The 20,498-nt window shown below is 52.9% G+C and carries 20 protein-coding genes; 15 read left to right on the top strand and 5 right to left on the bottom strand.

Features of this window, described 5'->3' with window-relative positions; all coding sequences use genetic code 11:
* Window positions 1–135: 135 nt before the first annotated feature.
* The 11 genes from ACT3XD_RS17535 (at window position 136) to ACT3XD_RS17485 (ending at window position 12,091) form a co-directional block, all read left to right on the top strand.
* Window positions 136–1,647, top strand: coding sequence for a type IV pilus assembly protein FimV (locus ACT3XD_RS17535; protein ID WP_192539493.1), 1,512 nt, complete (start codon window positions 136–138; stop codon window positions 1,645–1,647).
* Between the two features lie 26 nt (window positions 1,648–1,673).
* Window positions 1,674–2,621, top strand: a complete 948-nt coding sequence (truA, locus tag ACT3XD_RS17530) for a tRNA pseudouridine(38-40) synthase TruA (protein WP_192539492.1) — start codon at window positions 1,674–1,676, stop codon at window positions 2,619–2,621.
* A complete protein-coding gene (locus ACT3XD_RS17525; protein WP_192539491.1) occupies window positions 2,608–3,246 on the top strand; it encodes a phosphoribosylanthranilate isomerase in 639 nt (212 codons plus the stop codon). The genes truA and ACT3XD_RS17525 overlap by 14 nt, the downstream gene beginning before the upstream one ends.
* 186 nt (window positions 3,247–3,432) lie before the next feature.
* Window positions 3,433–4,620 carry a tryptophan synthase subunit beta gene (trpB, locus tag ACT3XD_RS17520; protein WP_192539490.1) on the top strand — a complete coding sequence of 396 codons (1,188 nt, stop codon included), beginning with the start codon at window positions 3,433–3,435 and terminating at the stop codon, window positions 4,618–4,620.
* Window positions 4,621–4,679: 59 nt separating this feature from the next.
* Entirely contained in the window at window positions 4,680–5,483 is an 804-nt protein-coding gene (gene trpA, locus ACT3XD_RS17515) for a tryptophan synthase subunit alpha (protein WP_192539489.1), read from the top strand.
* 91 nt (window positions 5,484–5,574) lie between these two features.
* Window positions 5,575–6,582 carry an acetyl-CoA carboxylase, carboxyltransferase subunit beta gene (gene accD / locus ACT3XD_RS17510; protein ID WP_192539488.1) on the top strand — a complete coding sequence of 336 codons (1,008 nt, stop codon included), beginning with the start codon at window positions 5,575–5,577 and terminating at the stop codon, window positions 6,580–6,582.
* Window positions 6,560–7,852 (top strand): bifunctional tetrahydrofolate synthase/dihydrofolate synthase, encoded by a 1,293-nt coding sequence (folC, locus tag ACT3XD_RS17505; protein ID WP_225736304.1) that lies wholly within the window; start codon window positions 6,560–6,562, stop codon window positions 7,850–7,852. Before accD ends, folC begins: the two co-directional genes overlap by 23 nt.
* 37 nt (window positions 7,853–7,889) lie before the next feature.
* Window positions 7,890–8,558 (top strand): SPOR domain-containing protein, encoded by a 669-nt coding sequence (locus ACT3XD_RS17500; RefSeq protein WP_192539487.1) that lies wholly within the window; start codon window positions 7,890–7,892, stop codon window positions 8,556–8,558.
* Window positions 8,559–8,561: 3 nt separating this feature from the next.
* Complete coding sequence (locus ACT3XD_RS17495; protein WP_192539486.1) at window positions 8,562–9,134, top strand: CvpA family protein; 573 nt, start codon at window positions 8,562–8,564, stop codon at window positions 9,132–9,134.
* A gap of 123 nt (window positions 9,135–9,257) precedes the next feature.
* A complete protein-coding gene (gene purF / locus ACT3XD_RS17490) occupies window positions 9,258–10,778 on the top strand; it encodes an amidophosphoribosyltransferase (RefSeq protein WP_192539485.1) in 1,521 nt (506 codons plus the stop codon).
* A 113-nt stretch (window positions 10,779–10,891) separates the two neighbouring features.
* Entirely contained in the window at window positions 10,892–12,091 is a 1,200-nt protein-coding gene (locus ACT3XD_RS17485) for an O-succinylhomoserine sulfhydrylase (protein ID WP_192539484.1), read from the top strand.
* Window positions 12,092–12,192: 101 nt separating this feature from the next.
* Here ACT3XD_RS17485 and ACT3XD_RS17480 read toward each other — a convergent pair whose 3' ends face one another.
* Entirely contained in the window at window positions 12,193–12,471 is a 279-nt protein-coding gene (locus tag ACT3XD_RS17480) for a hypothetical protein (protein ID WP_192539483.1), read from the bottom strand.
* A gap of 363 nt (window positions 12,472–12,834) precedes the next feature.
* On the opposite strand from ACT3XD_RS17480, the gene ACT3XD_RS17475 reads away from it, so the two are divergent.
* The 3 genes from ACT3XD_RS17475 to ACT3XD_RS17465 all read left to right on the top strand — a co-directional run bounded on the left by ACT3XD_RS17475 (window position 12,835) and on the right by ACT3XD_RS17465 (window position 15,518).
* The gene (locus ACT3XD_RS17475) at window positions 12,835–13,392 is read left to right on the top strand and encodes a cytochrome b (RefSeq protein WP_192539482.1); all 558 of its coding nucleotides are present in this window, start codon (window positions 12,835–12,837) and stop codon (window positions 13,390–13,392) included.
* A 119-nt stretch (window positions 13,393–13,511) separates the two neighbouring features.
* On the top strand, window positions 13,512–14,096 hold the full coding sequence (locus ACT3XD_RS17470; RefSeq protein ID WP_192539494.1) for a YceI family protein: 585 nt from the start codon (window positions 13,512–13,514) through the stop codon (window positions 14,094–14,096).
* A gap of 144 nt (window positions 14,097–14,240) precedes the next feature.
* Entirely contained in the window at window positions 14,241–15,518 is a 1,278-nt protein-coding gene (locus ACT3XD_RS17465) for an MATE family efflux transporter (protein ID WP_412767951.1), read from the top strand.
* Here ACT3XD_RS17465 and ACT3XD_RS17460 read toward each other — a convergent pair.
* The 4 genes from ACT3XD_RS17460 to ACT3XD_RS17445 all read right to left on the bottom strand — a co-directional run bounded on the left by ACT3XD_RS17460 (window position 15,515) and on the right by ACT3XD_RS17445 (window position 19,674).
* Window positions 15,515–16,999 carry an NCS2 family permease gene (locus tag ACT3XD_RS17460; RefSeq protein ID WP_192539480.1) on the bottom strand — a complete coding sequence of 495 codons (1,485 nt, stop codon included), beginning with the start codon at window positions 16,997–16,999 and terminating at the stop codon, window positions 15,515–15,517. The genes ACT3XD_RS17465 and ACT3XD_RS17460 overlap by 4 nt on opposite strands.
* A 225-nt stretch (window positions 17,000–17,224) precedes the next feature.
* A complete protein-coding gene (locus tag ACT3XD_RS17455) occupies window positions 17,225–18,415 on the bottom strand; it encodes an amino acid aminotransferase (protein WP_192539479.1) in 1,191 nt (396 codons plus the stop codon).
* Window positions 18,416–18,754 (bottom strand): 4a-hydroxytetrahydrobiopterin dehydratase, encoded by a 339-nt coding sequence (locus ACT3XD_RS17450; protein ID WP_192539478.1) that lies wholly within the window; start codon window positions 18,752–18,754, stop codon window positions 18,416–18,418.
* Between the two features lie 23 nt (window positions 18,755–18,777).
* Entirely contained in the window at window positions 18,778–19,674 is an 897-nt protein-coding gene (locus tag ACT3XD_RS17445) for a GGDEF domain-containing protein (RefSeq protein ID WP_192539477.1), read from the bottom strand.
* 295 nt (window positions 19,675–19,969) lie between these two features.
* Here ACT3XD_RS17445 and cobA point away from each other — a divergent pair.
* Window positions 19,970–20,498: uroporphyrinogen-III C-methyltransferase (gene cobA, locus ACT3XD_RS17440; RefSeq protein WP_444280622.1), on the top strand; the 529-nt coding region annotated here is incomplete at its 3' end.

The following is a 20,498-nucleotide window of genomic DNA, read 5'->3' as shown; positions in this document are numbered from 1 at the left end:
TCATTTATAAGATATAAATACATTAGGTCAAATAGGTACAAGCGTTTATTGCTTAATTATGTTAAGTATACTTGGTTATTGTTTTAGGGGCTGCACAGCGCTGTGCATTGATAAATCAAGAATTGGTTGGGTATCGTGCCAAAAAAAACTTCAAACACTCGAGCTGCCCTAAACGCCGCTGCATGGCTGACGCTGACGTCGCTAAGCTCATTTGCATTTGCCATTGAGCTAGGTCCGGCCTCTGTTTCATCACCTCTGGAAAGCCCTCTAAGTGCTTCTTTGCCGCTGCTTGATTCTGGCGCCTATCCGCTAAACGAGTTACATGTGCAGCTTGCCAATGAAGATGCGTTTTCTGCCGCAGGGCTTGAGTGGATCCCATCCATTCAACCGGTGAGTGCTGCGCTTGAAGAGCGAGAGGGCAGTCGGCACATTGTATTGAGCTCTCAGCAGCCGGTTACCGCTCCCTGGCTGGATTTGTTGCTCACGCTTGACTCTCCAGAAGGACAGCTTAACCGTACTGTTACTCTGTTATTCGATCCCGTGGGCTACTCTCCGACAGTTTCAAGCCCAGCGACCCAGAGCAGTGCGGTTGCCATGCTTGATGTGTTGCCGGGGGATACGCTGTGGCGTATCGCCGAGCGTAGCAAGCCAAGTGAGGTCAGTATTCAGCAGATGATGCTGGCCTTGGTCGAGGTCAACTCGGATATTTTTCCTGCCGGTAATATCAATAGTTTGCGTGCGGGGCAGGCGTTGTCTGTGCCCAGTGTAGATCTGGCACTAAGCCGTTCATCTGGTGCTGCCGCTCAGACCGTCCGCGCAATGGTGAATGAGGGGCGACATGCACCTACTTCTGCGCCAGTAGCCTTGCCCGAGTTTGAAGCACCGCCTACGCCGGTAGGCGAGGGTAACCAGCTGGATAAGCCCCTCATAGTAGCCTCATCTGAGGGCGCTACTTCCAATGGCGCAGGTTTCAGTGAGTGGCAAGTCGAGCAAAACAGTGCCATCGCCAAACTTAGCGAGCAGTTGGCGCAAAGCCAAACGAGCCTACTAGAAGCTCAGCAAGACCGCGAGCAGCTCCATATTGAGCTTAATGAGCTGCGTCATGGCATTGGTTTGCTTCAAGACGACATAGCGGCGGCTCAAGCTGCCTTATCCACCCCGCAAGCCTCCAGTACGGGCACTGCCACGGAGGGGGCGCTCGACCGTAATGTGCAGAACACTGGCGGTTTGCTGGCCCGGCTGGAGCGCGCTCAGTGGTTGCCCATCTGGGGCCTAGGCTTGCTGCTGATAGGCCTACTACTATTAGTAGTAGGGCTTGGATGGTTTTTTAAGCGTCGCAAAGTGCTGCCGAATGATGATAAGCAATACATAGAAGGCGCAACATTGGCTGAGCCGACAGTGTTTCGGCCCACCGATGTGGCTTCTGAGAAGGCCGCGTCTCCGTCATCTTCTGGTTCTGAAGAAAACAGCATGCAGGCCGGTGGCGAAATGGTCGATCATAAGCAAGACGCATTCTTCACCAGCGTGGCGAGAAGTCAGGCGGCCGGTTTAGCTGTACCCCTTGCAGCAAAGCCTCTGGCCCCTTCAGAGACGCAGTGGGAGATTGAAGAGGTAGCATTCAAGCCTCGAGGCCGGGATAATAGCTGACCTTTCAAATTTAATGACGTGGCTTGATGACGCTGTTCTACCACTTTGATGAAACACAACCGCTAAAAGGCCGCTTGGCGATGGGCATTGAGTACGATGGCTCACGCTTTTGCGGCTTCCAACGCCTAAAGCATGCTGCTTCTGTGCAAGCGGCTGTAGAAGATGCCCTGACGAAGGTGGCGAGTGCGCCGGTCCAGATTCATGCCAGCGGGCGTACTGATTCGGGTGTTCACGCGACGCGCCAGGTGATTCACTTCGACCCCCCCGCCGAGCGCACTGAGAAAGCCTGGATTTTTGGCGTCAATACAAACCTGCCGCGCGATGTAGCCGTGCGCTGGGTAAAGCCGGTATCGGACGACTTTCATTCACGCTTGGGGGCGCTTGGCAGACGCTATCGCTATTTAGTGCTTAACCAGATCAGCCGCCCCGTTCTTGAGCGTACCAACGTAACGTGGTGCCGTGATCCGTTGGATGCGGACGCCATGCATCGTGCCGCGCAAGCGCTCGTTGGCGAGCATGACTTCTCAAGCTTTCGTGCAGCGGGCTGCCAATCTAAGACACCATGGCGGCAGATGCATTTTATCGATGTGAAGCGTTACGGCCCATTGGTGGTGATTGATATTCAGGGCAATGCGTTTTTGCATCATATGATTCGCAATATCGCCGGAGCGCTGATTAGCGTGGGGCGTGGCGCGCAAGATGATCAGTATATTGAACGTTTGTTGGCGCTTAAGGATCGTAAGAAAGGAGATGTAACAGCACCTGCGTGCGGGCTGCATTTCGTTGACTCGATCTACGACGAGCGTTTTGAACTGCCGATGGAGCCGGTAGGGCCTAATCTGCTCGCGTTTACCGGTGAATGGACCGGCGAGCGTGAACTACCTGACAACCCCAGGATTGCGGCGCGGCGTAAACTTAGCTTTGCCAAGAAAACGCCTGACCCGGCACAGGAGGCGCTCGATGAAGATACTTAGCCCAATGCGCACGCGAATCAAGTTTTGTGGGCTCACCCGCCGTGAAGATATCGCGCAAGCGGTCAGATCGGGAGTGGACGCGCTGGGCTTTGTTATGTGGCCTAAAAGTGCGCGCAGTATCACCGTTGAGCAGTTGGCAGTCCTTTCTGCCGATGTGCCAGCGTTTGTTACCCGGGTTGGGCTATTTGTTGACCAACCTATTGAGTTGATTGAACAGTGTTTGCCGTACCTGGATCTGATTCAGTTCCACGGCAATGAGTCTCCCGAGTTTTGTGCTCAGTTTGGTCGCCCTTGGATAAAGGCCCTGCGCATGCATGAGAGTGTCGATCTGGCGAAAGCGGCGGCTGACTATCATCAAGCGCAGGCACTGCTTCTTGATGCTTATCGTCCGGGCATTCCTGGCGGCACGGGCGAGACGTTTGATTGGGCGAGAATCCCCGCAGAACTTGCAAAACCTGTTATCCTCGCCGGTGGGTTAACGGTTGAAAATATTGCTTCGGCCGTTCAACAGGTAGCGCCTTATGCCGTTGATGTATCTGGTGGAATTGAGCTGACACACGGTTGTAAGGACGTTGATAAAATGGTGTCGTTTGTCAGTCAGGTCGCGTTCGCCGACGCGCGTTAAGCTCACTGCGCAGCTTGCTTCATTTAGCTGCGTCCTATGTTTATTCAATGTTTGCCTTGTCTGGCAATCTCGTGAGGTATCTCTGTGACTATCTCAAGAACTGGCTCCGTAACTGGCTCAGCAACTGGTGATTCTAAAACCGCTTCTGAAACCGTTTCCGAAACCCGGTTCAGCGACCTAACCCGAATGCCCGACGCCCGTGGCCATTTTGGTCCTTATGGTGGCCGGTTTGTATCAGAAACTCTGAGCTTTGCCTTGGAAGACCTGGAAAAGACATACTTAAGTCTGCGTGACGATCCCGCTTTCCAGGCCGAGTTTGATTATGATCTTGCCCATTATGTCGGACGCCCGTCACCGCTCTACCATGCCAAGCGCTGGTCAGAGTCTCTGGGCGGGGCACAAATTTGGTTAAAGCGTGAAGACTTAAACCATACGGGCGCTCACAAGGTGAACAATACGATTGGTCAGGCACTGTTGGCCAAAAAAACCGGTAAGCCTCGGGTAATTGCTGAAACCGGTGCGGGTCAGCACGGCGTGGCGACGGCAACGGTTGCTGCGCGGTTGGGCCTTGAGTGCGACGTGTATATGGGCGCTGAAGACGTACAGCGCCAAAAACTCAATGTCTATCGGATGCGCTTATTAGGCGCGCGAGTAATCCCGGTAGAGTCAGGTACGCGCACCCTGAAAGATGCCATGAACGAAGCGCTGCGCGACTGGGTAACGAATGTCGATAATACGTTTTACATTATCGGTACGGTAGCAGGCCCTCACCCTTATCCGCAGCTGGTGCGTGACTTTAATGCGGTTGTCGGACGTGAAGCGCGGCGCCAGTCGCTTGAGCAGATCGGCCGCCTGCCGGATGCATTGATAGCGTGTGTTGGTGGCGGTTCCAATGCGATCGGTCTGTTTTATCCGTTCGTCGAGGATGACGGTGTTGCGATGTACGGTGTGGAAGCCGGCGGCGACGGCATTGAAACCGGCCGCCATGCAGCCCCGCTCTCGACCAATGCGCCGCGTGGCGTGCTCCACGGTAACCGCACATATCTGATGTCCGATGAGGCGGGGCAGGTGTCGGATACCCATTCGATCTCAGCGGGCCTTGATTATCCAGGTGTTGGCCCTGAACACTCGCTTTGGAAAGATGTTGGCCGGGTTAATTACGTAGCGGCAAACGATAAGGAAGTGTTGGAAGCGTTTCGCGAGCTGACGCAGATGGAAGGCATTATGCCTGCGTTGGAATCCGCTCATGCGCTTGCTCATGCCAAGGTGTTGGCGCCAACGATGCCTCCTGATCAGCACATTGTGGTCAATCTTTCTGGTCGTGGTGATAAAGACATCATGACCGTGGCCAAGATTGATGGCATCGAATTTTAAGAGCAGCTTTTAAGGACCGTTTTTAAGAACAGTTTTTAAGAACCGTTTTAAGGACAAGCATGAACCGTATCGATCAACGCTTCAGTGAACTCAAGCAGCAGAGCCGTAAAGCTCTGATTCCGTATATTACGGCAGGCGACCCGGCCCCGCAGTACACCGTTGGCTTTATGCATGCGCTTGTTGAGGCGGGTGCCGATATTATTGAGCTTGGCGTACCGTTTTCAGATCCAATGGCAGATGGCCCGGTTATTCAAAAGGCTTGTGAGCGCGCCTTGAAACACGGCACACGTTTAATTGACCTGCTGGATATGGTTGCTGAGTTTCGTCAGGTCGATACTAAAACGCCGGTTGTGCTCATGGGGTACTTGAATCCGATTGAGCGGATTGGCTACGAAACCTTTGCCGATAAGGCGGCGGCAGTAGGGGTTGATGGCGTATTGGTCGTTGATATGCCGCCTGAAGAGGCTGATGAACTTGGTCCGCTATTAAAAGTACGTAATTTAGCTGCGATTTTCCTTGTCGCGCCTACCACTTCCCATGCGCGAGCCGCTACAATATGCGCTCACGGTGAAGGGTACCTTTATTATGTTTCGCTGAAAGGCGTCACCGGTGCGGCAACGTTAAATGCAAACGATGTCGCTGAGCATTTAAAGCCGCTGCGTGATATGACCGATCTGCCGCTTTGTGTGGGCTTCGGTATCCGCGACGGTGTTACGGCGGCTGAAGTCGCCAAGGTGGCTGATGGGGTGATTGTCGGTAGCGCCCTGGTTAATCGTATTGCCGAAAATGTAGAAACGCCTGAAATTATCGCCGGTCAGCTTAGAAGTGTGTTAGCAGAAATGCGCACCGCGATGGACGCCTAACGCTGCCCCTCATCGTCTACACTGAATCGATTGACGACACTCATCAAGCTTGGCGTTGCCAGGCATTGACGTAAACGGAAGACTTTCTGATATGAGCTGGTTAGACAAGATAGTGCCCTCCATGGGGCGTATCCAGCGTAAAGACCGTCGCGCTAGCGTGCCCGACGGCCTCTGGCGTAAATGTCCCAAGTGTGAAGCCGTTCTCTATCTTCCTGAGTTAGAGAAACACAACAGTGTATGTCCTAAATGTGACCATCACTTGCGGCTAACCGCACGCAAACGCTTGGACTGGTTCTTGGATAAAGAAGGGCGTGAAGAAATTGCGGCAGAGCTTGAGCCCAATGATCGTCTTAAGTTCCGCGACTCCAAAAAGTACAAAGACCGTTTTACGGCGGCGCAAAAAGAGACTGGCGAAAAAGATGCGCTGGTCTCCATGCGTGGCAATCTAGACGGCCTGCCGGTCGTTGCCGTTGCCTTTGAGTTTACCTTTATGGGCGGCTCGATGGGGGCTGTGGTCGGCGAAAAGTTTGTCCGCGCGGCGACGCTTGCGCTTGAAGAGCGCATTCCGCTGGTCTGCTTTGCCGCGTCAGGTGGCGCGCGTATGCAGGAAGCACTGTTCTCTCTAATGCAGATGGCGAAAACCTCGGCGGCACTTGAGAAGCTTAAGCAAGCGGGTGTGCCGTATATTTCAGTGCTCACAGACCCTGTTTTTGGTGGCGTGTCTGCGTCACTGGCGATGCTGGGCGACTTGAATATCGCTGAACCCAATGCGCTGATTGGTTTCGCTGGCCCTCGGGTTATCGAGCAGACCGTACGCGAAACGTTGCCTGAGGGTTTCCAGCGTAGCGAATTCCTGCTTGAGCACGGTACGGTGGATATGATCGTGCATCGCCATGAAATGCGATCTCGTGTGGGCGGTATGTTGCGTAAACTGACCCATCACGATGCGCTTTCAATCACCGAGGAGTTGGCAGAAGAAGTAACCGTCGCCGAACCGCTGGTTGATGAAGCCCATATCGCTGATGAGGCGGAAGCACTTCATAACGACACCAGCACAGAGACGACCGATAAGAGCCATGAATCACACCGCAATGCCTAAATCCTTAGCAGAGTGGCTGCATCACTTAGAGACCCTGCATCCTTTAGGGATCGATTTAGGGCTTGAGCGCGTATCACACGTTGCAAAGCGCATGGGGTTGCTTGGCAACCCTATCGCTGAGCGCGTTGTGATTGTGGCAGGTACCAATGGTAAGGGTTCGACCCTTGCCATCATGGATGCCGTTGCCCGAGCCCACGGGCAGCGTGTTGGTGCCTATTCTTCCCCCCATTTATTGCGTTATAACGAGCGCGTGCGCATCGATGGCCAAGAGGTGGAAGACGCGCTCTTGGTCGATGGCTTTGAGCGCGTTGAACAGGCGCGCCTGCAGGCGCCTGAAATAAGCCTTACCTATTTTGAAGCGGGCACTCTCTGCGCGCTTTGGTGCCTGGCGAACGCCAACCTTGATCTGGCCGTACTTGAAGTGGGTCTGGGTGGTCGGCTGGATGCCGTCAATATTATTGATGCTGACGTGGCCGTCGTTACCACTATCGCTCAGGATCATGCGAATTTTCTAGGCACCGATATTTCGCAAATCGGGCTTGAAAAAGCGGGTGTTTTCCGGCCTCTTCGCCCAGCGGTGCTAGGCAGTCAGTCGTTACCCAGCAGCGTTGCGGAGACCGCTATTGCACTGGCCGCGCCGGTATATCGGCTAGGCTTGGCGTTTAGCCACAGTGCTGATAAAGAAGGCCGTAAGCCGTGGTGCTGGCATGGATTGACAGCCTCGGGGGAGACGATTTCTATTGATGCACTTCCCGATCCTGGCCTACCCATTGATAACGCGGCAACCGCGCTGCAAGCGTTGGCAATGACGGGACTTACGCTAATCCCGAAAGCCACGCAGGCTGCTCTGGCTAGCGTGCAACTGCCGGGCCGTATGCAATGGATAGGGCAGTGGTGTCTGGATGTAGGCCATAATCCCCATGCGGCTGCCTATCTGGCGGATCGCTTGCCAGCAACGCCGGAAGGTGGCCGGCAGTGGGCATTAATTGGCATGCTAAATGATAAGGACGCCGATGGGGTGATTGCCGCCCTGGCGCCGCGTATTTCTGACTGGGTCTGTGTAACGCTTGAAGGTGAGCGGGGCCGACCGGCTGCTGAGTTGGCTGAACGTATTACCGCTCAGGGAGGGCGCGTACATCATTGCGCAGACTCGCCTGAAGCCGGAGTGGATTATTTAGCCCCATTGCTTAACGCTCAAGATCGTATTTTGGCAACTGGTTCCTTTTTCACCGTCGCAGCCCTGCTAGCTAAGCCCCTGCCACAGGCTTAGTAGCTCTTTAGGCTAGTCTCGCTCAAGGGAGATGAAGATGAAATACGGTAAAACAGAACGCATCAGCGGTATTGTGATCCTGCTTGCGCTGCTGGCGATTTTTGTGCCCTGGTTGATGAGTGACCCGGCACCTCGCGAGGAGCGCCCGCAGCCTACCTTCATTATTGAGCAGCCGATTGAAACAGCACGGCGCGATGTGGCAGCCCCGCAAATGCCGGCCACGATTAATGCACAGCCTTCCACCAATGTGGCGAGTAACGATGAACTTGATGCGCCGATCAACGCATCCCCTTCATTGCCTCAAACGAATCAAGTTGATCCGCCAAGTCAGGCAGCCACAGCGACGCAAGAGCCAAGCCCTGCCACTAATACAGCAGCGCAGAACGATCCTATTGCTGACCTGGTAGCGGCCAATAGCTCGTCGAGTAGCAGTCAAAGCAGCAGCGATTCTGCATCAGCCCCTGCTTCAACACAGCAGGGCGAGTGGGCCGTGCAGGTAGGTAGCTTTGGTGATGCAAGCAATGCTGAACGCCTGGGTAATCAGCTTTCAAGCGAAGGGTTTAGCGTTTTTCAGCGTCAGCGAGACAATAATCTGACGACCGTCTTGGTGGGGCCTTATGCCTCATCTGAAGATGGCGAGTCGGCAATGGCGTTGATCAAGCAGCGGGCCAATGTACAGGGCCTGCTAGTACGAGTAAGAGACTAAATAATGGCATTAACGTGGATAGATGCTGTTTTCCTGGCCGTGCTTGCGCTTTCAATGTTGGCCGGGTTTGTACGTGGCTTTGTGAGAGAGGCACTCGGCCTGGGAGCCTGGATTGTCGCCTTGATGGTGGCCCGCGTACTAGCCGAGCCGCTGGCTGAATTCATGGCGGGCTTTATTGAAAGCTTTGATGCCCGGCTTGTATTGGCGTTTGCACTCATCATTTTTGCGGTTATTTTGCTTTGCGGGATTGTGATTCGGTTGGTGCACGCCGCTATTGTCTGGGCGGGTATGGGGCTTTTGAACCGTTTTGCCGGTGCTGTCTTTGGCGTCGCCCGTGGTGCGGTCATTTTATTAGTGGCAACGGTACTTATTACGCTCACGCCCTTTGCTGAACTTCAAGCATGGCAGCAAGCGTCATTACGTCCCACCTTTGTTGAGCTACGCGATTGGGCGGTTAGCCAATTGGATCAGTGGGAGCGTGAATTGCCCGAAGCCCCTGCGTCTCTGCGGGATATTTCATTGCCGGACATTCGTTCGAGAAATGAGTTCGCGCCGCAATCGATTGATAGCCAGTGATATCATGAAGGCTGGTGCAACCAGGCTTTATTGAGTAACGCTTAAAACGCAAGTTTTAAAACGAGTTTCAAGAACGTACGGGCTTGTTTTAGCAAGCCATGGCACTAAAGCGAGGTAACTTGAATGTGCGGTATAGTAGGCCTTCTGGCCAAGCAGGCGGTAAATCAGGGAATCTACGATGCCCTGACCGTACTTCAGCATCGCGGCCAGGACGCTGCCGGCATGATGACCTGGAGCGAGGGACGCTTCCTACTGCGCAAGAGTAATGGGCTGGTGCGCGATGTCTTCCACACTCGCCATATGGCTCGCCTTAAAGGTAATCTGGGCATTGGTCACGTACGTTATCCTACTGCTGGCTCTTCCAGCGAAGCGGAATCCCAGCCGTTTTATGTCAACTCTCCTTACGGCATTGCGTTAGCGCACAATGGTAACCTGACCAACTCCGAGCAGTTGAAGCAGGAGCTTTTCTCGACCGACCTGCGTCATATCAATACCAGCTCCGATTCTGAAGTGCTGCTTAACGTGTTTGCCCATGAACTAGGCAAGCAAGGGTTGCACCTGGAAGCGGAAGATATTTTTGACGCGGTACGTAGAGTGCACCGACGCTGCAAAGGCGGCTACGCGGCGGTCGCGATCATTAATGGTTTTGGTATGGTGGCGTTTCGTGATCCTCACGGCATTCGCCCGGTGGTCTTTGGTACTCGCCAAACGGATGCCGGTCAAGATGTCATGATTGCTTCTGAGTCGGTTGCCTTGGATGTGTGCGGCTTTGAACTTGAGCGTGATCTGTCGCCCGGCGAAGCAATTTTTGTGGATATGCAGGGCCAGTTCCATACCCAAGTTTGTGCTGACCGGCCGCAGCTGCGCTCGTGCATTTTCGAGCATGTGTATCTGGCACGTCCAGACTCTATTTTGGACGGTGCCTACGTGTACGGCACGCGTATGCAGATGGGTCGCAAGCTGGGTGATCGCATTCTTAACGAATGGCCGGATCACGATATTGATGTGGTGATTCCGATTCCGGATACGTCGCGCACCTCGGCGCTGGAAATGGCCCAGCACCTTGGGGTGACGTACCGCGAAGGCTTTATGAAGAACCGCTACATTGGCCGTACGTTTATCATGCCGGGCCAAACCCAGCGTAAGAAATCGGTACGCCAAAAACTCAACGCTATCGACGTTGAATTCAAAGGCAAGAACGTGCTGCTGGTGGATGACTCCATTGTGCGTGGCACAACCTGTAAGCAGATCATTCAAATGGCACGCGATGCGGGGGCGCGTAAGGTCTATTTTGCTTCCGCCGCGCCGCCTGTGCGTTATCCCAACGTCTACGGCATCGATATGCCTGCAGCAATCGAGCTGATCGCTCATGGGCGTACTGAAGATGAAGTGGGCGAGCTGATTGGCGCCGATCGCATCTTCTATCAGGATCTAGAAGATCTGAAAGATGCCTGTCGTGAAGTGAACCCCGAAATGGAAGCCTTCGACTGTTCAGTGTTTGACGGTAACTATGTCACTGGGGATATCGACGAGGCCTACTTGGCGGTGCTGGAAGCCAGTCGTAATGATTCGGCAAAAGATCAAAGTGCGGGGAATCACGCCCTGGTAGATATGCATAACCAGGATGATGACCTCGACGATTAATGGGTTTTGAAAAGCCCTAGCTAGGGCTTTTTCAGATTGAGCCGAAACGCTTCACGATGTTTATAAAAACCCGTTTATAGAAACCCGTTTATAAAAAACTAAGGGACACGCCCATGCAGAATAACAGCCCGCAGGATGAGTGGTCGTTAGAGACGCTGGCGATTCGTTCAGGCCACCATCGTACCTTTGAGCAGGAGCATTCGGAGCCGATCTTTCCCACTTCAAGCTTTGTTTATGAAAGTGCCGCTGAGGCGGCGCGCAAGTTTGGTGGCAAGGAGCCGGGCAACGTTTACTCGCGCTTTACTAACCCGAGCGTGCATACCTTCGAGCGGCGGCTAGCCGCCCTTGAAGGCGGCGAGCGCTGCGTGGCGACAAGCTCTGGTATGTCGGCGATTCTCTCCACCGCGCTTGCTCTTTTGTCGGCGGGTGATGAAATCGTGGCGTCGCGTTCGCTGTTTGGCTCAACCGTCAGCCTGTTCGACAAGTACTTGGGTAAGTTCGGGATAACCACGCGTTACGTGGAGCTTTCGAGTCTTGAAGCCTGGGACGCGGCCATCACGCCCAAAACGCGACTACTGTTTGCTGAAACACCGTCCAATCCGCTTTCTGAGATTGCCGATATCAAGGCGCTTGCCGCCCTTGCCAAGCAGCACGATGCGCTGTTGGCGATTGATAACTGTTTTTTGACTCCCGTACTTCAACAGCCACTGGCATTGGGCGCCGATCTGGTGATTCACTCGGCTACCAAGTATCTGGACGGTCAGGGCAGGGCAATCGGCGGGGCCGTAGTGGGCAGGCACGACCTGTTGGAAGAAATTTTTGGCGTTGTGCGTACTTGTGGCCCGTGTATGAGTCCGTTCAACGCCTGGATCTTTACCAAGGGTCTTGAGACGCTTTCCTTGCGTATGAAGGCTCACTGTGAAAATGCGTTGACACTGGCGCGCTGGTTGGAACAGCACCCGGCCGTTAATAAGGTTTTCTACAGCGGTCTTGAAGCCCATCCGCAGCATGCGCTTGCCACACAGCAGCAGAAAGGATTTGGTGCCGTATTGGGGTTTGAGGTGATTAACGGGCAAGAGGGTGCTTGGCAGGTCATTGATGCCACGCGTCTGCTCTCAATTACGGGCAATCTGGGGGATGTCAAAACCACGATTACCCATCCGGCAACGACCACGCATGGCCGTCTGAGCGATGTGCAAAAAGAAGCTGCAGGTATTTCACCAGGGCTGATTCGCGTCGCTGTTGGTTTAGAAAGCCAGCAGGATATTCAGCGAGACTTGGCCCGAGGCCTGGATGCTTTAGCTGCTGGTTAATCAAACAATTGGTATGGCTAACGAAAAACCCACCTAGCGGTGGGTTTTTTAGTGCTCATCAAATCTGAGTTTCCGCTGTTTTCAAACAGCGGCTACCGGTTTCAGGAAGCGTTGCGGTGCGGCAGGTCCGACTGGGCAATCTGGTCATTGTTGCTGGCTGAGTGGTGCGCTTCAGAGCTTGGGGCGATAACACGGTTCTTGGCTGCATCGCCATTTACCAGTGGCAGATCAGCTGGCGTGATAGACAGACTGTCGGCGCTGTGGCTTAAGGAGGAACTTGCGTGAACTACTTGGTTGAACTCATCTGAGCCCTGTTCAGCCAGAACAGCGGTCGAAGTCAAAGCCATGGCGATCGCGGCGATAAAGGTAAAGTTTTTCATGAGTGCTGTTCTCTCGTAACAATATGCATTTAGTTTTAAGTCGTAATGACGTGTCGTGTTAGGACATGCGCTAATATTAAGCGCGCAAAACAAATAGTAAAATTGATTTAAAATACCTGATTCATGCTATTTTATAGAATGATTGTAATCTTCCGAACCAGTAGTGATGCAAGCTATCTATAAAAGTCGTTAGCCCGTTATTCAGTGGTTTTTACGAATGATGCATTCAGCTTTTTTCAGCAGTAATGGTTATTACTTGTCAGTATGCTTTGCAGGTAAATTCACAATTTTTCTCATGTTAATCGCATGTGCTGGCCAGTACCCCTGTAGGCGTAATGGGTTACTTGATAAGGAATAAAAACGATGTGGCGTAATTCACGCATGCGCTGGGGGGCGGTAAGTATCTTTTTCCACTGGCTGAGCGCTCTGGCAATTATTGGCCTGTTTGTGCTGGGCTGGTGGATGACTGGGCTTGGCTATTATGACAGCTGGTATAACCTGGGCCCCTGGGTGCATCGCTCAATTGGAGTTTTGCTGCTGCTGGTCACCGTGGTGAGGATTGTCTGGCGTCTGGTGCAGGTGACGCCAGCAGGTGAAGGCAGCCGTCTTGAAAAGCTGGCTGCACACGTGGGGCATATTGCGCTTTATGTGATTTTGCTGCTTGTGCTGGGCAGCGGCTATCTGATCTCTACGGCCAACGGGCGCAGTATCAGCGTATTTGGATGGTTCGATGTACCTGCTCTGGTGCATGGGTTACCGAACCAGGCCAGCATTGCCGGTGATATCCATTGGTATAGCGCGCTGGCGCTCGTTATTCTGGCCGCCGGGCATGCGCTGGCCGCCTTTAAGCATCATTGGGTTAATAAGCACGATACGCTGCTCCGCATGATTAACCCTATGCATCGTTCCAGAAAAATGTAAATGTGAAATTTCTAACGCTTTGATTTTTAATCCGAAATAGTTTAAAGAACGAGTTTTTTGAACGCTGCGATCACGCTCTATTCGTAGTGCCTACTATGGAAAGTCAGGAGATATTAATGATGTTGAAAAAGACTGCATGTGCATCTGCCGTTGCTGCTGCATTACTATTCCCACTGAGTCAGGCGCAAGCGGCCGACTATCAAGTGGATACTGAAGGTCAGCACGCGTTTGTCCAGTTCAAAATCAGCCACCTGGGCATGTCTTACCTGCTGGGCAGCTTCAAGGAGTTTGATGGCCAGTTCACCTACGATGAAGATGACCTGGACGCTTCATCCGTCGAGTTTGAAGTAAAGGTCGACAGCCTGGATTCCAACCATGCTGAGCGTGACCGCCACATCCTGAGCGATGATTTCCTGAATGCGAGCGAGTATCCCACCGCCACGTTCACCTCAACCGGTTTTGAATCAACCGGCGATAACGAAGGTGTTCTCACCGGTGACTTGACGCTGCATGGTGAAACCCAGGAAATCGAAATGCCGGTTACCCTGATTGGTGAAGGCGATGACCCGTGGGGCAATTATCGTGCCGGGTTTGAAGGTAAGACAATGCTGACGCTGAGCGATTTTGGAATCGACATGAGCGATTTTCCCGAGCCGATGCATGAGCTGGAGCTTTACGTGACGTTTGAAGGCATCCGTCAGTAAATTTTAAAGCTTGAAACGCCACTGCCCTTGCCGGGCGGTGGCGTTTTTGTTTATAACCACCCCGTTCAAAAAGGAGTGACTAGCTTGAGCAACACCTTGCAGCAGCACGAGTTGGCCATAACCTTATGGCGCCAGACATGGCCGATGGCAATCGGTGTGTTGGCGTTATTGGGTTTTCAGCTTGTAGATAGTGCCTTTGTTGCCCGCTTGGGAACCGTTCCTTTGGCTGCGCAGTCGTTTACCTTTCCGCTCTCGTTTCTGATCATTGGCATCCAGGTGGGCATGGGAATTGCCATTGCCGCGCTTATCTCACGTGCTCTAGGCGCTGACGAACATGCCAGCGCCAGGCGGTTAAGCAGCCTGGTGCTAATTGCTGGGGGGGCGATTATCGGCGTCATCTGTATAGGCTTGTGGTTTTTCCATGTGCCTATTTTTCGCCAGCTGGGTGCCGATACCACGGCGCTTGGCTACATTCGCGTCTACTGGGCCCCGCAGCTTCTATCCGCCTGGCTCGGCGCGCTGCTTTACTTCATGTATAGCGTATTTCGCGCGCACGGTAATACACGGCTGCCGGGCAAGATGATGGTGTTGAGCAGCGTTGCCAACCTGGTGCTCGACCCGCTGCTAATCTTTGGAGTGGGCTCCTGGGAGGGCTGGGGGCTACCGGGTGCGGCCTGGGCTACCTGCATTGCCTTTACCCTGGGGCTTTTAATAACCACTCAGAAACTGATTCGCAAGCAGTGGGTAGCCTGGGTAGGGCTCTGGGAGGAAGCGGGGCGCTCCTGGCGGCCTTATCTCGGCATTGCCGCCCCGGCCATGATAAGCCAGCTGATGCCGCCTCTAGCGGGGATGTTAACCATTTCTGTGGTGGCTGGTCTTGGGGATACCCAAGTAGCAGCATGGGGCCTGGCAAGCCGGCTGGAAACGCTCTCGCTGATGGTGATACTGGCGATGACCATGTCGCTGCCGCCTTGGCTCGGCCGCTGCTATGGCGCCGGTGATTGGGGACAGATTCAACAGCTAATGCGTCTAGCGCTGAAAGTAGCGCTTGCCTGGCAGCTGGCACTTGGTGTGCTACTTGCACTGTGCGCGCCCTGGCTTGCCATGGTACTGGCGGGCACGCCGAACGTTCAGAGCGAACTGACCCTGTTGATCCGGTTTTTGCTACCAAGCTATGCGGCTCTTGGGGTATGCATGCTGGTGGTTTCGGCGGGTAATGCGCTGGGCTGGCCGCTACGCGCCATGCTGCTCTCCAGCGCGCGCCTGTTTGCCTTCTATTTACCCTGTTTATGGATAGGTGCGCAGCTGTTTGGCTGGCTGGGCTTGGCCGTTGGCGCGGCGCTGGGTAATCTATTGGCAGGGCTGGCCGCATGGGCCGTATTGCAGCGTATATTATCCCGGCAGGCGGGATATAACGGCTAGCGTTTGTGAGGCGCTTCCTGAAACGAGAAGTACATAAACAGGAGTGCCATTGCTAGATAGCCCAGCATAAAGTCAGGTGCGGCATTAAAGGCGAGTTTGGGGGCGTGCATCAAGCCCACAAAGGAAAAGCCTGAGGCAATGGCTGCAAACACGGCGGCGCGCCGGAATTGATGATCGATGACAGAAACGGTCATGGCGCCCAGTAAAATAGCCATGAACATGGCGCCTTGCCCCATCACCACAATCGCGCTGGAAATATCGCTGACAACTTCACCTGCACCGCGATTAAAACGCGTCATGATGTAGTTGGCGAAGTAGGGTAGCATGGCGAGCGCCACCGCCGGATAGTAACGTGTGTCGTTAGCTTGAAACGCCGTTGCGATCATCGACATGCCTACAAACACTAATATGGGGGCGACCACCGAAACCGGAATGATCGCTGCCAAAGCGGCAATTAAGCCTGTCATGGTGGCAAGAGCGTAAACGGCGCCATTTAACAGGCTGTAACCGCGCCCTGCACCCATCCATTTAGCGCCTACCGTGGCGATGTAAACCGTTGTGGGGAAGACCCCGCCAAACAGCGCGCCGATCATTGTGCCTACACCATCCACTGCTTGGCATTCACGGACATCGTATTTATCACCTGCGGCCTCCATTGCTTCCACGTTATTCATGGTTTCAATGGCATTATACAGCGTGATGGGAAGCACAACGGTAAGTACCGCCAGCATGCCGGAAAATAAAAGGCCCAGGCCTTCAAACCAAGCCATATTAGGTAACAGTGGGTAAAAACCTAAGTGGGTAAACGCATCACTAAAGCGTTCGCTACCCGCGTCACCAATCAAATATGCCATCGCCGTTCCAACCACAATGGCAAACAGGGAGGTGGGCAGCTTGAATGGCATGCTGACACGAGCGATGAGGCCAACAATAATAATCGCTAGTACTAAAAGGCCAATAATCGGCACTTCCAGAGTCTTGAACAGCATTTCACCGGCAATAAAGGTAAGCGCAACCCCGGCAACGGCGCCCAGCATGGCCGCGCGCGGCAGATGATACTGAACCCAACGCCCAATAATGCTGATAGCCGCTTCAATGGCGCCGCTAATAAAGCAGGCGGCTACCGCCACTTTCCAGGCAAGCTCGGTATCACCGGTCAGCTGTTTGGCCGGCAGCAATACGCCAAACAAAAATACAAACATGACCGGGGTGGAGATCCCGTACGAAAGGGCGGTAACATCAGTGCGGCTTTCTCTACGCGCAAGTCGCGCAGCGCTCCAGGCGTAATAGAAGTTGCCGACCATCACCGCGATGGCGGCACCAGGCAGTACCTGGCCATAAACAATTGAGGCGGGAAATCCCATACCCAGCATGGTGATCGCAATAACAATAAAGTTAGCGATATTGTTCTGAAAAAGTGCGAAGAACGCATCGGTATCTTCTTTTTTATACCAGGGATAGCGTGTGCTGGCTGCCGCCATGGAAGGCCTCATTGAATTGAGTGTTCACAACGCAATATCCTTAGGTTGACCATTAAAAAGGTTCAGGGTTGACTGATCGGTCAGGTATTGCGCTGTATAGGACGCCGCACGGGCGCCCCAGGCTCTGGCGGCAAGCGGACAATTGTACACAACAATAAAACGCTTCCCAAGATACAAAAACGCCCAGGCATAGCCTAGGCGTTTTAACATGCATAAAGCTAACGGTTAGTCGTTAACCGCCGCAATGGCTTTAGCAAGGTAAGGCAGGTTTTCATGTGAGAAACCCGCTACGTTGGCACGGCCAGAACGAACCATGTAAATACCAAACTCATCACGCAGACGATCTACCTGTTCAGGCGTAAGGCCTGTATAAGAGAACATGCCACGCTGCTCTGCAACGCAAGCGTACTTCTGATCAAGTCCGTAAGGCTTTAAAGCTTCCACGAAATCACGACGCAGCGTATTAATGCGATCACGCATTTCGGTCAGTTCTTCACGCCAGATAGCCGTGAGCTCTGCATCGCCTAAAATTTCGCTTACGATGGCCCCGCCGTGAGCAGGTGGGTTGGAGTAGTTCTCACGGGCAACAATAGCGACCTGAGAGCGCACGCTTTCCATCTGCTCTGTGTCTTTGGCCACGGTGATTAGGCAGCCCGTACGCTCGCAGTAAATGCCGAAGTTCTTGGAGCAGGAGCTGGTGATAATCACTTCATCCAGCTTTTCGGCCAGCAGACGTACGCCGTAAGCGTCTTCGTCCAGGCCCTCGCCAAAACCCTGGTAGGCGAAGTCAATCAGCGGCAACAGTTTGCGTTCACGCAGAACGTCCAGTACTTCCTGCCACTGCTCCTGGGAAAGATCAAAGCCGGTCGGGTTATGGCAGCACGCATGCAGTACAACTACATCGCCTTCAGGAATCTTTTTCAGCGCAGCCAGCATGCCTGAGAAATCAAGACGGTTATCCGGATCTACATAGGGGTATTTATGCAGTTCAATGCCGGCGGAAGTGAAAATGCCGTGGTGGTTCGGCCAGGTCGGGTCACTTACCCAAATGCCTTTGCCCGGTAACTGGCTGGCAATGAAGTCTGCTGCTAAGCGTAAAGCGCCTGTTCCGCCCGGTGACTGGGTAGCGCTGGCACGCTTGGCGTTCAATACCGGTGAGTCGGCACCCAATACCATGGGCAGCACGACGTCGCTGTAGGCAGGCGCGCCGTGTGAGCCAATATAGGTTTTGGTGGTTTCATTATTGAGCAGGCGAGCTTCGGCTTCTTTGACCGCGCGCATGACCGGTGTATTACCGTTTGAATCGCGGTAAACGCCTACGCCCAGGTCAACTTTTTGTGGATTGGTGTCTTTTTTGAAAGCTTCAATCAGTCCGAGAATGGCATCTCCTGGGACTCGCTCAATATGCTCAAACATTTACTTAGCTACCTCGTCGGTTCTGGCGGCAAGAATGAAATCATTATGATGCAGGCCGTTAATTTGATGGGTCCACCACATCACGGTGGCTTTGCCCCACTCAGTGATAATGACGGGGTGGTGCCCAGCCTGCTCAGCAAGTTCGCCAACACGCTGGGTAAAGAGTAGCGCCCTGGCAAAGTCACGAAACGAAAAGCTTCGTGATAGCTTCATGATGCCATCGCGTTCGACAATCCGCCACTCTGGTAACTGTTTAAGATAGGCCTCTCGCTCATTTTCCTGGAGAGGCGGCATATGTTTGTTGCAGGCTTCACAAGCCGTACGAGCGAGCTTTTCCATTACCATACTCCCTAAAAAATCGACTAGGATAGAAGAAAAACGCAATCTCGGCCTACATCTTTAGCGCTATAAAGTGCCTGATCGGTGCGCTCTATAAGATTTGTCAGGGGTTCACCGCAACGATATTCGGCCACGCCAATACTGAGTGTGACTTCACCTTTGCCGACTCCAAAATCGTGCCTGGAAATGGCCTCGCGTAATCGATCTGCAAGCTTATGGCATTGCTGTAGCGGTGTAAGCGGCAACACTACCATAAATTCTTCACCACCCAAGCGGGCTACCATATCTTCACATCGTAAATGGGCTTTCATTTCCGTTGCTAGCTGCTTAAGCACTTCATCGCCCTGTAGATGTCCCCAACGGTCATTGAGCAATTTAAAATGATCAATATCAATCATCATGATAGACAGGGGGGTGCCGTGTCGCGTACTAATCGATGTTAAATGGGCTAAATGCACCATTAATTTACGTCGATTTGGCAGGCCGGTGAGAACATCGGTATCGCAGAGTTTGCGAAGTCGCTGCTCTTCGATCACTTGATCGGTAATATCCATCATGACGCCTGTCCAAAGTACCCCGTCGCCAGATAATTCAGGATTACCACATACGGCGATCCAGTGAGATTTGGCGTTTGGCAGGGGAAGCTTGAAGCGAGTGGTTAGCGGTAACATCCAGCGTGCCGAACGCTCAATCGCAGACATGACTTTTGGGTACTCATTACCTGTTAAGTGCTCAAGTAGTTCACCCGCATCATTAGCCAGCTGTACACGATCAATATGCTTAAGCAGCTCGCCACCACCCTCAAGGTAAGGGAACTGCATATGACCATTGCGCGAGCGATAGAACTGAAAAATGACCCCGGGTATAAGCGGAATGAGACAGTCAGCACTCAAAGCCCTAGGGTAGTCATTCACGGACATGCATAAAGCTCCAATATGAATGCCAAAAGTTGATTGTGAAGACTAGCGCTATTTAGGTAATAGAGTTGTAAGCCATTGCTGACAAATTGATACCTTATCAATAATAAATATGAATTAACTAATTCTCTTTTGGAATATAAGACAATAGTTTGTTATCTAATGAGGCTTATATGTAAGTTTGATGTTATTTTAATTTACTTTTGTGGGTTTAAGTGTGTTTTTGTTAAATATTTTGTTGTTATTCTATTAACCTTGGTGGTGTTAAGTAAAGTGTTGGGATTCTTCAGGAGGCATGATGAGTGGTTTTGTCAGTTTGGTTGGTGCAGGGCCAGGTGATGCTGAATTATTAACCTTAAAAGCCTATAAACGGTTACAGCAAGCCGATGTGGTGCTATATGACCGACTGGTGAGTGACGATATCCTGGCGCTCATCCCTACTAGTGTGCAGCGTTTTTACGTAGGTAAGGAGCGTTCTTTACATAGCGTTCCTCAGCATGAAATTAATCATACATTAGTCGTGTGGGCAAATGAGGGTAAACAAGTCGTTAGACTTAAGGGAGGGGATCCTTTCATTTTTGGGCGTGGCGGTGAAGAACTCGAAATACTCATGGCGAAAAATATAGCGGTAGAAGTAATTCCAGGCATAACGGCGGCATCAGGCTGCGCCGCTTATGCGGGAATACCGCTCACGCATCGTGATCATGCCCAGGCCGTTCATTTTGTCACCGGCCACTTGGCCCATGATGAGCACGCAATTGATTGGCATGCATTAGCTCACGAAGGGCTGACGCTGGTCTTTTATATGGGGCTAGGCAGTGTTGAGG

The organism is Halomonas sp. AOP7-B1-5 (genome assembly GCF_052353045.1).
Classification (GTDB): domain Bacteria; phylum Pseudomonadota; class Gammaproteobacteria; order Pseudomonadales; family Halomonadaceae; genus Vreelandella; species Vreelandella colorata.
This window is presented reverse-complemented; position numbering and strand designations above follow the sequence as displayed.

What these genes read in the sequence shown, in the direction of transcription:
- ACT3XD_RS17475 (WP_192539482.1), top strand. Translation starts at nt 12,835, where the DNA reads ATGTGGCGTAATTCACGCATGCGCTGGGGGGCGGTAAGTATCTTTTTC.
- ACT3XD_RS17460 (WP_192539480.1), bottom strand. Translation starts at nt 16,999, where the DNA reads ATGGCGGCAGCCAGCACACGCTATCCCTGGTATAAAAAAGAAGATACC.
- ACT3XD_RS17465 (WP_412767951.1), top strand. Translation starts at nt 14,241, where the DNA reads ATGGCAATCGGTGTGTTGGCGTTATTGGGTTTTCAGCTTGTAGATAGT.
- ACT3XD_RS17485 (WP_192539484.1), top strand. Translation starts at nt 10,892, where the DNA reads ATGCAGAATAACAGCCCGCAGGATGAGTGGTCGTTAGAGACGCTGGCG.
- ACT3XD_RS17495 (WP_192539486.1), top strand. Translation starts at nt 8,562, where the DNA reads ATGGCATTAACGTGGATAGATGCTGTTTTCCTGGCCGTGCTTGCGCTT.
- truA (WP_192539492.1), top strand. Translation starts at nt 1,674, where the DNA reads ATGACGCTGTTCTACCACTTTGATGAAACACAACCGCTAAAAGGCCGC.
- purF (WP_192539485.1), top strand. Translation starts at nt 9,258, where the DNA reads ATGTGCGGTATAGTAGGCCTTCTGGCCAAGCAGGCGGTAAATCAGGGA.
- ACT3XD_RS17450 (WP_192539478.1), bottom strand. Translation starts at nt 18,754, where the DNA reads ATGGAAAAGCTCGCTCGTACGGCTTGTGAAGCCTGCAACAAACATATG.
- ACT3XD_RS17500 (WP_192539487.1), top strand. Translation starts at nt 7,890, where the DNA reads ATGAAATACGGTAAAACAGAACGCATCAGCGGTATTGTGATCCTGCTT.
- accD (WP_192539488.1), top strand. Translation starts at nt 5,575, where the DNA reads ATGAGCTGGTTAGACAAGATAGTGCCCTCCATGGGGCGTATCCAGCGT.
- trpA (WP_192539489.1), top strand. Translation starts at nt 4,680, where the DNA reads ATGAACCGTATCGATCAACGCTTCAGTGAACTCAAGCAGCAGAGCCGT.
- ACT3XD_RS17480 (WP_192539483.1), bottom strand. Translation starts at nt 12,471, where the DNA reads ATGAAAAACTTTACCTTTATCGCCGCGATCGCCATGGCTTTGACTTCG.
- ACT3XD_RS17470 (WP_192539494.1), top strand. Translation starts at nt 13,512, where the DNA reads ATGTTGAAAAAGACTGCATGTGCATCTGCCGTTGCTGCTGCATTACTA.
- trpB (WP_192539490.1), top strand. Translation starts at nt 3,433, where the DNA reads ATGCCCGACGCCCGTGGCCATTTTGGTCCTTATGGTGGCCGGTTTGTA.
- ACT3XD_RS17445 (WP_192539477.1), bottom strand. Translation starts at nt 19,674, where the DNA reads ATGTCCGTGAATGACTACCCTAGGGCTTTGAGTGCTGACTGTCTCATT.
- ACT3XD_RS17455 (WP_192539479.1), bottom strand. Translation starts at nt 18,415, where the DNA reads ATGTTTGAGCATATTGAGCGAGTCCCAGGAGATGCCATTCTCGGACTG.
- folC (WP_225736304.1), top strand. Translation starts at nt 6,560, where the DNA reads ATGAATCACACCGCAATGCCTAAATCCTTAGCAGAGTGGCTGCATCAC.
- ACT3XD_RS17525 (WP_192539491.1), top strand. Translation starts at nt 2,608, where the DNA reads ATGAAGATACTTAGCCCAATGCGCACGCGAATCAAGTTTTGTGGGCTC.